Here is an 11,145-nt window from a genome sequence, read left to right on the forward strand (position 1 = left end):
GCGGGGATCATGTCGTTCACCCTGGACGAGTCGATCTGGCTGGCCCGGGCCGGGTTCGACGATGTGCTGCTCGCCTATCCGTCCGCGGACCGCGCGCGGATGCGGGCGCTCAGCAGATGGGCGAGGACGAGCAGCCCGTCGGCGGCCCGAGGGGGTCCGCCGCCGTTCCGTTTCCCTACGATGCCTGGCATGAAGCAGCAAACCTCCCAGATCCGCTGGGAACAGCGCATGCAGTCGCCCCTGCTGGCGCTGGCTCTCGTCTTCGCTGTCGCCTACGCGGTACCGATCGTCGCGCCGGGCGCGCCCGGCGCGGTGCACACGGCGTGCCAGGTGGCGGAGTGGGTGGTGTGGGGGACGTTCGCCGCGGACTATCTCGTACGGCTGGCGCTGGCGCCCGGCAAGTGGTTGTTCGTGCGCAGCCACCCGCTGGATCTGCTGGCGATGCTGCTGCCCCTGGTGCAGCCGCTGCGGCTGCTGCGGCTGGTGTCCACGCTGATGCTGGTGGGCCGGCGGGCCAGGATGGCGCCGCAGATCACGCTGACGACCTATGTCGGCGGATCGGTGGTGGGGCTGATGATGTTCGGCTCGCTGGCGGTGCTGCACGTGGAGCGGGACGCACCCGACGGGAACATAAAGACGCTGGGCGACGCTGTGTGGTGGTCCTTCACCACGATGACGACGGTCGGCTACGGCGACCACGCGCCGACGACGGGCCTCGGACGGCTGCTCGCGATCGGGCTGATGATCTCCGGGATCGCGCTGCTCGGTGTCGTGACGGCCAACATCGCGGCGTGGTTCATCTCCCGCTTCGAACGGGACGACGCCGAGGAGCGGCGGCAGACGGCGCTGCTGGAGGCCCTGACGACGGAGGTGCGGACCCTGCGGGCGGAGGTGGCCCGGCTGTCGGGCACGGGGGCTCCCGCGCCCGTGCCCGAGGTACCGGCGCAGGACGCCAGGTCCTGTCCGGGCGACCTTTGAGGATCAGCCCGCGGCGTGACCGAGAAGATGGCCCGGACAGGGCCTAGCTAGTTCTCCCAGACCTTGAAGGCCCTCACCCGGTACGGGGACCTGGGGACCCAGGTACCGCCGCCGGGGTAGGTCTCGAACTCGCCGGTCTCCGCGCACTCCACCGACTGGTACGTGGTGACGGGCCGGCCGGTGCGGTTGGCGAGCGCCTGCGCCGAGGTGCCCGGCGCCAGCGGGACACAGCTCTCGATGTCGGTGCCGGTGAGCTCGTGGGTGCTGCGTACGCCCCGGAAGTCGTTCTCCGCCCACAGGCACAGCTCACCGGCCGCGCACGCCCCGAGCGGCGGCGCGGGCGCGGCATCGGCGGTCTGCGGCGGGTGGAGCAGCAGTGGTACGAGTGCGGTCGCGACCAGGGCGGCGGCGAGAGATGTCGTGCGCATACGGATCAACCCCCGTGCGGTGACTGATGGATCGACCGCAGCCTGACCTGCCGCGACGGACGCCCGGAAGGGCCGGCGGGCGAAGATCATCCGGATAGGTGACAGCCCCGCCGGGAGGCCCGGCGGGGCTGTCGGAGTCATGCGGTCGACGTCAGATGTGGGCCGCGCCCGCACCGGCCTCCGCGTTGTCGCCGCGCTTGGTGAGCATCGCGACCAGGGCCGCGACGACCGCCACGACACCAGCGACGGTGAAGGCCAGGCCCATGCCGGACATGAACGTGTCGTGGATGACGTCACCGATCTTGGTGGCGAGGTCCGGGGTCATGCCGGGGGCCTTGGCGAGCTCCTCGGGAACGGCACCGAACTCGGCGGCCTCCTCGAGCCTCGGGTCCGGCGGGACGGGGATGCCCGCGGCCTGCCAGTTGTCCGCGAACTCGGCGCTGACCTTGGAGGACATCACCGCGCCGAGCACGGCCGTGCCGAGCGCGCCGCCGACCTGCATCGCGGCCTGCTGGAGGCCGCCTGCCACGCCGGAGAGCTCCAGCGGGGCGTTGCCGACGATGACCTCGGTGGCGCCGACCATGACCGGGGCGAGGCCGAGGCCCAGGAGGGCGAACCAGAGGGAGACGGTGAGCGTGCTCGTGCCCTCGGTGAGGGTGGTCATCCCGAACATCGCGACCGCGGTGCAGACCATGCCGCCGACGAGCGGCACGCGCGGTCCGAACTTGGTGATCAGCGCACCCGCCAGCGGCGAGGAGACGATCATCATGGCGGTCAGCGGCAGCAGCCGCAGACCGCTGTCCACGGGGCTGAGGCCCTGGACGCCCTGCAGATAGAACGTCACGAAGAACAGCCCGCCCATGAACGCGAACGCCATCAGCACCATCAGCACGGCGCCGGCGGAGAGCGGGACGGAGCGGAACATGCCGAGCGGGATGAGCGGTTCCTTGACGCGCGTCTCCCAGAAGGCGAACAGGGCGAAGAGGACGATCGCGCCGCCCAGGCACATCCAGGTGTTGGAGCCGCCCCAACCCCAGGACTCCCCCGCCTTGATGAGGCCGTAGACCAGCGCACCCATCGCGGCCGACAGCAGGACGATGCCCGGGATGTCGAACGAGCGCGGCGCGTTCTCCGCGCGGTGGTCCTTGAGGATCAGCAGGCCGAAGACGAGTGCGACGACACCGACCGGCACGTTGATGAAGAACACCGACTGCCAGCTGACGTGCTCGACCAGCACACCGCCGAGGATGGGGCCGCCCGCCGTGGAGGCGCCGATGACCATGCCCCAGATGCCGATCGCCATGTTCAGCTTCTCGGCGGGGAAGGTGGCACGCAGCAGGCCGAGCGCCGCCGGCATCAGCAGAGCACCGAAGAGGCCCTGGAGCACCCGGAAGACGATGACCAGGGCGATGGAGTCGGCCAGACCGATGGCCGCGGACGCGGCGGCGAAGCCGGCGATGCCGATCAGGAAGGTCTGGCGGTGCCCGAAGCGGTCACCGAGCTTGCCCGCCGTGATCAGCGAGACGGCGAGGGCGAGGAGATAGCCGTTGGTGATCCACTGGACCTCGGAGAGCGACGCACCGAGGTCCTTCTGGATCGCGGGGTTGGCGATCGCGACGATCGTGCCGTCCAGCGCGACCATCATCACGCCGATGGCCACGGAGAACAGGGTCAGCCAGGGGTGGCCGCGAAGCCCCTTGACCGGTGCCGGAGCGGAGTCCTGGGGATCCCTCGGCGCCTTTTCGACGGTGGTCTGACTAGTCATGCAATGAGATTAATGTCAGCGACTGACAATTGACAAACGGGCTCACTAGTCGCTGACTGACAGCTGACTCGGCGATAGTCTGAGCAGGTCAGAGCGTGGAAATGAGGACGATGAAGTGACGGTCGAACCGACCGGACTGCGTGCCCGCAAGAAGCAGCGCACCCGCGATGCGCTGGTACGCGTCGCCCTCGAGTTGTTCACCAGCCAGGGGTACGAACGGACGACGGTCGACGAGATCGCGGACGCCGTCGAGGTCTCCCAGCGCACCTTCTTCCGGTACTTCGCCTCCAAGGAGGAGGTCGCCCTCGCCGTCCAGGAGGTCATGGAGTCGCACTATGTGGCGGCCCTGCGCCGGCGGCCCGCGCAGGAAGGACCCTTCGACGCGCTCCGCAACGCGGTGTTCGCGTCCTGGGACTCCATCGGGGAGGCCGTCGAGGAGATCGTCCCCGTCGATCTGCACATGCGCAGCTTCCAGATGATCGAGTCGACCCCCGCGCTGCTCGCCGCCCATATGCGCCGCTCCACGGAGACGGAGGAGGCGCTGGCCCGGCTCATCGCCGACCGAGAGGGACTCGACGTCGACACCGACCCCCGGCCACGGGTCGTGGTGGCGGCGTTCAGCGGGGTGATGCGGACCACGGGGCGGCTGTGGGGGCAGAGCGGGGACCCCACCCTGGAGGCGATCCGCTCGCTGACGGAGACGTACCTCGACCAGATAGGACCGGCGCTCGCACAGAGCTGGCGTACACCGGACAGGTCCTGACGCACCGTAACCCGGCGCATCGCGCAATGTGGGCCGTACGCGGTCCCGGCGCGCCGGAGCCCGTCGCCACCATGTGCGCGGATGTGACCGCCGCCACGAGCGCCAAGGGACCAACGAGGCCCGCACGCACGGCGGATGCGCCGGAGCGTGCGCCTCGGGCGCACACCACGTCGACCTCCTCCCCGCCAATTCCCCTTCCGACACGTGATCTGCCTCACGCTCTTCGCGTGGCCCCGCGCCCTTCTCCTAGGGTGTCCCGCAGTGACTTCCTTCGACCCCTCCCCCACCCCGACCGTTTGGCGCGCCCTGCTGGCCCTCGCGGTGGTGTTCGTGATGCTGACAGCCACCGGCTGGACCGCGGTACGGCACGAGCGCGGGCCTCGCGACGCGCTCGCCGCCGAGCTGGCGGGCTGGAACAAGGCGCGGGTCGGCGCGCGCGAGCTGCCCGGCCTCGACACGCCGCCGCGCCGGATCGTCGCGTTCTTCAAAACGCTCGGCACCGCCGGCAGCGCCCGGCTCGCAGACGAGTACCCGCACGTCGTCGGCAACCTCAACGGCGCGCCCGTCGCACTGCGCTACAGCGCCAACCGCAAGGCCCTGTCCGCGTCCCTCGCCCATGAGCGCAAGCGTGTGGCGGACGCCGGCCTGACGGCGGCCGGCCACCACCAGGCCGTCCGGCGGATGCACCGGTTCGAGGCGCTCATGGGTCCCGAACGGCAGATTCTCGCCTTCGATCCGTCCGGCTCGGGACGGGTGGCCGAGGTCTTCGGCGACCTCGACAAGGCGCAGCGGGTCTCGGTGATCGTGCCCGGGGTCGACACCAATCTGCTGACCTTCCAAAGGACGGCCCGCAAGTACAGCGCCCCTGTCGGCATGGCCCAGTCCCTGTACGCCGCGCAGCGGGCCGCCGCGCCCCGTCTCCGTACGGCCGTCATCGCCTGGGCCGACTACACGACCCCGGTCGGAGTCGGAATGGAGTCCGCCATCGGGCGGCTCGCCGCGAACGGGGCCGTGCGGCTGGTCTCGCTGACCGACGCGCTGCCCGGTCGGTCCAAGGTCTCGCTGTTCTGCCACAGCTACGGCTCCGTGGTGTGCGGGGTCGCCGCCCGCCAACTGCCCTCACGCGTCGCCGACGTCGCCGTTGCCGGCAGCCCCGGCATGCGGGCCGAGAACGTCGCCGACCTGCACTCCAGGGCCCGGGTGTGGGCGATGCGCGACGCAGACGACTGGATCGAGGACGTCCCCCACATGGAAGTCGGCGGGCTCGGTCACGGCGAGGACCCGGTGACCCCCGAGTTCGGCGCGCGGGTCCTTTCGGCGGCGGGCGCTGTCGGCCACACCGGCTATTTCGAGCCGGGAACCGAAAGTGTCCGCAACTTCGCCGACATAGGCGTGGGCGCCTACGCCAACCTGAGCTGCGCAGGCGACGGTGACACGTGCCGCAGTGGTATTTCCGGTGCCTGAGCGGGCGGACGCGCGTAGATCACGCCGAAAAGGGGTTGCCGCCGAGGGGCGACGTGCGGGCGCGAGCCGCATACGATGAGGCACATGGGTGATGTGCTGGCCGGAATTCAAGCCACCTGGGAGTTCGACACCGACTCCGTGCTCATCCGCTTCGAACGGGGGATCCGCACGCCGAAGCTCCTGTCCTCGTTGCGCGAACGCCGCATTCCGCACGAGGCGTTGGCATCGGTGACGCTCTCCCCGGGCAAGCGCGGCGCGGTGGTGCTGCACGCTGTCCCCAGACCCGGCGCGGACCCGCTGATGGAGGCGGCCGCCGGGCAGCTCAAGGAAGGGTGCGATCCGTACCGGCTGGTGCTGCCGGCGGAGCGCGAGACGCTCGCCGAGTACTACGCCGACGAACTGCACGCCGTGCTGGGCCCGGACTCCGACCAGCCCGCCGACCGCTATCTCGTCAGCGCGCCGCAGGCCCCGCTGGGCTTCAAGGCGTACGACGGCAAGGCGTCCTTCGACGGCTCGAAGGTGGCGTTCCGCTGGTTCTGGACAGGGGCCTCGTCCGCCAAGTGGAAGGCCGGCGACCAGAGTTTCCCGGTGTCCGAGCTGAGCGGCGTCGAATGGCGCTCGCCCGAGGTCTTCGACGGCTACCTGCGGCTGCTGCGCCGGGGCGACGACGGCACGCAGGACGCCGGCCAGGCGGACCAGGACCCGGCGGCAGTCGTCTTCGGACTCGGGTACGGGCCGGTGCACGAGTCGCTGCCGTTCGCGGCGGCGGTGCTCGAGTCCGTCCGCAGCCGGACCCAGACCCCCGCTCCTGCCCTGACGGCCCCGTCGGCCCGCCGCGACCCGGCGGACATCGCGGACCGGATACGGCACTTGGGGGATCTGCACCTGGCGGGTCTGGTGACGGACGAGGAGTTCACGAAGAAGAAGGCGGAGTTGCTGGCGGAGCTGTGAGGAGGTGGGGCGGGGCCGTTTCCCGCGCCGCCCCTTCCCGCCCCTTCCCGTCGCCGGACGGGCCGACTTCGCGGGCACCGGTCCGGCACCCCGGATGTGATGTCGGACCTCGGTATGACGTGCGACGACCCCCCGGAGTATGACGCGCGGCCCGGCGCCCCCGCCTACCCTGAAGCAGTCATGCCGCAGTCACCCACCCCCCTCCGCTCCCGCGCCATGGACGCCGCTCGGCGCGGCGCGCGGCTGGTCGTCGCCGAGTTCGGGACGCCTTCCGCGTCCACCGCGCCCCTGTTCGGCGAGGCCGGCACCCGGTGGTTGCGGCTGATGCCGTACGCGGTCGTGTTCGGGTTCGTCGCCACGCTGCTGCCCGTGACGGTGACCGTGCTGACCCAGGACTACCGGCTGGGCGGCGCCGTCGCCGGCGCTCTCGCCACTGCGCAGACCGCACCGCTGCTGCTCGCCGTGACACGTCCGCTGCAGGCCTGGTGGATCGTCCTTGCCGCGGACGTCGCAGGCGCCCTCGCCCTGATGGGCGCGGACGGCACACCCGGCAGGTCATGGCCGTGGACCCCGATGATCGTCGTCGGCTATCTGCTGCTGATGGTCTGCCTGGGCCTGCGCGAGCCGCGCCGCAGGCTCGTGGCCGTGTGGCTGGCGACCGGCGCGACGGGGCTGCTGTTCGAGCTCGTCTCCCAGGACCTCGGCGACGGTGTTCATCTGCTGCTCTTCGTGCTGAGCGGCGTCGTCCTCGTCGTCACCGGCGCGCTGCGCGAACGCGGGGACGCCCAGCGCCGGCTGGTCGTCCAGGAGACCATCAGCGAGGCGGAGCGCGCCCAGCGCACCCTGCTCGAGGAACGCGCCCGGATCGCCCGTGAACTGCACGATGTCGTGGCGCACCACATGTCGGTGATCACCGTGCAGGCCGACTCGGCGCCCTACCGGATCGAAGGTCTGCCCGACGCCGCACGCGAGGAGTTCACGTCGATCGCGTCGAGCGCACGCGAGTCCCTGACCGAGATGCGCCGGCTGCTCGCGGTGCTGCGGAGCGAGGGCGTGGCGGGCGAGCGGGCCCCGCAGCCGGGTCTGGACCGGGTGCAGCAGCTGGTGGAGGCGACGGTACGGGCCGGCGTACCGGCCGAGTTGTCGCTCGCCGCCGACCTCGGGGCCGTGCCGCAGACGGTGGACCTGTCCGCGTACCGGATCGTGCAGGAGGCGCTGGCCAACGTCGTGCGGCACGCTCCCGGCGCGCCCACACGGGTGTCGGTGACGTCGGACGGCGCGAACCTGACCGTCCTGATCGTCAACGGGCCGGCGGAGGAACGCACTTCGCCGCTGGAGACGACCGGGACCGGGCACGGGCTGGTCGGGATGAGGGAGCGCGTACGGTTGACCGGCGGCAGCCTGGACACCGGCCCGCTGCCGGACGGCGGCTTCCGGGTCGCCGCCCGACTGCCCCTGACCGCAGAAGACGCCGAAGCCACCGAAGGCGCGGCAGCCACCGAAGACGCCGAGGACCTCAGTTGACCATTCGCGTGATCATCGTCGACGACCAGGCCATGGTGCGCGCGGGGTTCGCCGCGCTCCTGTCGGCGCAGAGCGACATCGACGTGGTGGGCGAGGCGCCGGACGGCCGCAAGGGCGTGGAGGTCAGCCGCGCCGCGCACCCCGACGTGGTGCTGATGGACGTGCGGATGCCGGAGATGGACGGCCTCGCGGCGGCCCGTGAGCTGCTCGGACCCCCGGCGGGTGTCGTGCACCGGCCGAAGGTGCTGATGCTGACCACGTTCGACGTCGACGACTACGTCTACGAGGCGCTGCGCGCGGGCGCGTCCGGGTTCCTGCTCAAGGACGCGCCGCCGGCGGACCTGATCGCCGCCGTACGGATCGTGGCGGCGGGCGAGGCGCTCCTCGCGCCGTCGGTGACGCGCCGGCTGATCGCGGACTTCGCGGCGCAGCGGCCCGCGCCGCGCAAGGACCCGTCGCTCCGGCTGAACGGGCTCACGCCCCGTGAGACCGAGGTCCTGGAACTGATCGCGCGCGGCCTGTCCAACCAGGAGATCGCCGCGCATCTGGTGCTCGCGGAACAGACGGTCAAGACGCACATCGGCCGTGTCCTGGCGAAGCTGGACCTGCGCGACCGGGCGCAGGCCGTGATCTTCGCCTACGAGTCGGGTCTGGTGCGCCCGGGGGACACCGCCGGCTGAGCCTCGTCATACCCGGGTACGACACCCGAGTTGGCCCTCGGGTGTGACGTACCGTTACCCGTTCGCTTCCTACCTTCCTCTCCGCCACACCGACGGAGCCGGAAGAAGGAGGCGGGCGCATGCGCCGCTACGAGAGGACCCTGGTCGCTGTCGCGTTCGCGACGACCGTGGTCGCGGGAACGACCGGATGGGCCTCCGGCAGCACGCAGCAGCCCGTGACCGGGCCGCCGCCGGGAAGCGCCGCGTGGGTCGCCGACACCTCCCTGGGACGGCCTTTGCCCGACCCGGCCGTGGCGACGCCCGTCGAAGTCGCGGCCTTCTTCCGCTCATTGGACGGCCGCGAGGAACGTGAGCTCGTCCGCCGCCATCCACTTGTCGTCGGCAACCTCGACGGTGTGCCGGTGCGACTCCGGTACGAGGCGAACTCCCTCGCGATCCGGGGCACTTCGTACGAGCGGCTCACAGGCCGGCGCATCCTCGCCTTCGACCCGCGCGGCCGCGGTCAGGTGGCCGAGGTGTACGGGGATGTGGAGCGGGCCCGTCAGGTGTCCGTGATCGTCCCCGGCTCCGACATCGACGCCGCGACCTACGACCGGGACCGGGCGAACGACCCGTACGGCACTCCGGCCGCCATGGCGAAGTCCCTGCGGGCCGCGACCGGCGGCGCAACGGCCGTTGTCGTGTGGACCGGCTACACCACGCCCGTCGGTGTCGGTGTCGACGCCGCGACCGGGGATCTCGCGGAGGCGGGCGCGACCCGGCTGGCCCGGTTCACCCAGGGGCTCACCGCGACCGGCGCTCCGAGACCGGCGCTGTTCTGCCACAGCTACGGGTCCGTCGTGTGCGGGCTCGCAGCGGACGAGGTCGACGCCCGCGACATCGTCGTCTTCGCCTCCCCCGGCATGCGCGCACGCCACGTGAAAGCACTGGGCACGGACGCACGGGTGTGGGCGGCGAAGGACCCGTCGGACTGGATCTCCAAGGTTCCTTATGTGCGGTTCGCGGGTCTCGGCCACGGCAACGACCCCACGGCGCCGTCGTTCGGCGCCCGCCGCGTCCCGGCGGAGCGGGCAGAGGGCCACACCGGCTACTTCGCACCCGGCACCGACTCGCTGAGGGCGTTCGCCGCCATTGCCGAGGGAGACGTCCGATGAGATGGGCGGACACGATCGAGGCGCGCACGCCCGCGCACCGCGACCGGGCGATCGACGGACTGCGTGCCCTCGCCCTGCTCGCCGTGCCGCTCGGCCACTGGCTGCTCGGCGGCTTCACCCTCGACACGGACGGCGCACTGCACAACGCGAGCCCGCTCGCCGCGTTCGGCTTCTTCGCGCCGGTCAGCTGGGTACTGCAGATGCTCGGCATCTTCTTCCTGGTCGGCGGCTACGCCTCCGTCCTGTCGTACAACCGCCGTACGGGCACGACCGGTGCGTGGCTGCGGCAGCGCGTCGCCCGCCTCGGCAGGCCCGTCATCGGCGTCACCGCCGTCTGGGCGGCGATGGTCCCCGTCCTGCACGGGCTCGGTGTGCCCGGCGACACGTTGCGCAGCGGCGCGACGCTGGTGGTGCAACCCCTGTGGTTCGTGGGCGTGTACACGGTGATCACGGCCCTGACGCCGTACTGCGTCCGCGCCGCACGGCATATGGGCGTGTGGGCGGCGGCCCCTCTGCTGGGGGCGGTCGCGGTGGTCGACCTGCTGCGGTACGGCCCGTACGCGGACGCCGTGCCGGCGTGGTTGGGCGCGGTGAACATCCTGCCGGGCTGGCTGTTCGCGTACCAGCTCGGCGTCAGCTGGGGCGAGGGCCGCGTCGGACGACGCCACGCGCGCGGGCTGCTCGTCGGCGGGGCGGCACTGTTCGCCGTGCTGCTGCTCGTTTTCGACTACCCGGCGTCGATGGTCGGCGTGCCCGGCGAGACCCGCACCAACTCCCACCCGCCGTCGCTGCTGGTCCTCGCCCTCGCGGCGGCACAGAGCGGCGCGGCGATCCTGCTGCGCGACCGGCTCGGCAGGCTGCTGCGGCGGCCCGCGGTGTGGGCGCCGGTCGTCGTGGTCAACCTGTCGGCGATGACGATCCTGTGCTGGCACCAGACGGCCATGCTGGCGGCCGCCGTCCCGGCGTCCTTCGCCGGCGCGGTCCCGGGCCTCACCACGCCGCCGGAGACGCTGGGCTGGATCCTGTGCCGGGCGGCATGGCTCCCGCTCTTCGCCGCCCTCCTCGTACTGACCGGCCGCTACGCCCGACTGCTGGAATCGCCCTGGCCCCCGAGCGCCGGCCGAGCGGTCCGAGTGGGAGCAGGCGTGCTGGCGGCGGGCTTCACCCTGTACGCGGTGGGCTAGGCGTGAAGGCCGGGGCCCTCCAAGCCCCGTCGGCGATGGAGGCGCAGGGTTCGGGGCAGCACCCCGACAAGAGACCAGCCACCTCCGCCCCGCCGCGAGGCCAACCCCAGCCCCGCCGGCAATGGAGGCGCAGGACACGGGGCAGCGCCCCGAGGAGACCGGCAAGATCAAGCCCCGCCAGCTCTCGCAGTCCGAGGCCGACTCGCTCGCCACGCAGATCGAGGAAGCCGACAAGCCCGTCTTCGTGGCGGTCC

At 71.8% G+C, this 11,145-nt stretch carries 10 protein-coding genes; 8 read left to right on the forward strand and 2 right to left on the reverse strand.

What is annotated here, in order from left to right; genetic code table 11:
* Positions 1-180: 180 nt before the first annotated feature.
* Positions 181-978 carry a potassium channel family protein gene (locus tag ABZ070_RS31310; RefSeq protein ID WP_356638763.1) on the forward strand — a complete coding sequence of 266 codons (798 nt, stop codon included), beginning with the start codon at positions 181-183 and terminating at the stop codon, positions 976-978.
* Positions 979-1,025: 47 nt separating this feature from the next.
* Here the strand turns inward: ABZ070_RS31310 and ABZ070_RS31315 are convergent, their stop codons facing one another.
* Complete coding sequence (locus ABZ070_RS31315; RefSeq protein ID WP_356638746.1) at positions 1,026-1,406, reverse strand: peptidase inhibitor family I36 protein; 381 nt, start codon at positions 1,404-1,406, stop codon at positions 1,026-1,028.
* A gap of 151 nt (positions 1,407-1,557) precedes the next feature.
* Positions 1,558-3,171 carry an MFS transporter gene (locus tag ABZ070_RS31320; RefSeq protein WP_356638748.1) on the reverse strand — a complete coding sequence of 538 codons (1,614 nt, stop codon included), beginning with the start codon at positions 3,169-3,171 and terminating at the stop codon, positions 1,558-1,560.
* Between the two features lie 115 nt (positions 3,172-3,286).
* Here ABZ070_RS31320 and ABZ070_RS31325 point away from each other — a divergent pair, with 115 nt between their 5' ends.
* The 7 genes from ABZ070_RS31325 to ABZ070_RS31355 all read left to right on the forward strand — a co-directional run bounded on the left by ABZ070_RS31325 (position 3,287) and on the right by ABZ070_RS31355 (position 10,891).
* Entirely contained in the window at positions 3,287-3,934 is a 648-nt protein-coding gene (locus ABZ070_RS31325) for a TetR family transcriptional regulator (RefSeq protein ID WP_356638750.1), read from the forward strand.
* A 261-nt stretch (positions 3,935-4,195) separates the two neighbouring features.
* Entirely contained in the window at positions 4,196-5,398 is a 1,203-nt protein-coding gene (locus ABZ070_RS31330; RefSeq protein WP_356638752.1) for an alpha/beta hydrolase, read from the forward strand.
* A gap of 84 nt (positions 5,399-5,482) precedes the next feature.
* Entirely contained in the window at positions 5,483-6,349 is an 867-nt protein-coding gene (locus ABZ070_RS31335; RefSeq protein ID WP_356638754.1) for a DUF4429 domain-containing protein, read from the forward strand.
* Between the two features lie 180 nt (positions 6,350-6,529).
* Positions 6,530-7,873 carry a sensor histidine kinase gene (locus ABZ070_RS31340; protein WP_356638756.1) on the forward strand — a complete coding sequence of 448 codons (1,344 nt, stop codon included), beginning with the start codon at positions 6,530-6,532 and terminating at the stop codon, positions 7,871-7,873.
* A complete protein-coding gene (locus ABZ070_RS31345; RefSeq protein WP_356638758.1) occupies positions 7,870-8,553 on the forward strand; it encodes a response regulator transcription factor in 684 nt (227 codons plus the stop codon). Before ABZ070_RS31340 ends, ABZ070_RS31345 begins: the two co-directional genes overlap by 4 nt.
* A 119-nt stretch (positions 8,554-8,672) precedes the next feature.
* A complete protein-coding gene (locus ABZ070_RS31350; protein ID WP_356638760.1) occupies positions 8,673-9,707 on the forward strand; it encodes an alpha/beta hydrolase in 1,035 nt (344 codons plus the stop codon).
* Positions 9,704-10,891 carry an acyltransferase gene (locus ABZ070_RS31355; RefSeq protein WP_356638761.1) on the forward strand — a complete coding sequence of 396 codons (1,188 nt, stop codon included), beginning with the start codon at positions 9,704-9,706 and terminating at the stop codon, positions 10,889-10,891. The genes ABZ070_RS31350 and ABZ070_RS31355 overlap by 4 nt, the downstream gene beginning before the upstream one ends.
* Positions 10,892-11,145: the final 254 nt, after the last annotated feature.

The organism is Streptomyces sp. NPDC006283 (assembly GCF_040613325.1).
GTDB lineage: Bacteria > Actinomycetota > Actinomycetes > Streptomycetales > Streptomycetaceae > Streptomyces.

What these genes read in the sequence shown, in the direction of transcription:
- ABZ070_RS31355 (WP_356638761.1), top strand. Translation starts at nt 9,704, where the DNA reads ATGAGATGGGCGGACACGATCGAGGCGCGCACGCCCGCGCACCGCGAC.
- ABZ070_RS31320 (WP_356638748.1), bottom strand. Translation starts at nt 3,171, where the DNA reads ATGACTAGTCAGACCACCGTCGAAAAGGCGCCGAGGGATCCCCAGGAC.
- ABZ070_RS31310 (WP_356638763.1), top strand. Translation starts at nt 181, where the DNA reads ATGCCTGGCATGAAGCAGCAAACCTCCCAGATCCGCTGGGAACAGCGC.
- ABZ070_RS31315 (WP_356638746.1), bottom strand. Translation starts at nt 1,406, where the DNA reads ATGCGCACGACATCTCTCGCCGCCGCCCTGGTCGCGACCGCACTCGTA.
- ABZ070_RS31340 (WP_356638756.1), top strand. Translation starts at nt 6,530, where the DNA reads ATGCCGCAGTCACCCACCCCCCTCCGCTCCCGCGCCATGGACGCCGCT.
- ABZ070_RS31350 (WP_356638760.1), top strand. Translation starts at nt 8,673, where the DNA reads ATGCGCCGCTACGAGAGGACCCTGGTCGCTGTCGCGTTCGCGACGACC.
- ABZ070_RS31335 (WP_356638754.1), top strand. Translation starts at nt 5,483, where the DNA reads ATGGGTGATGTGCTGGCCGGAATTCAAGCCACCTGGGAGTTCGACACC.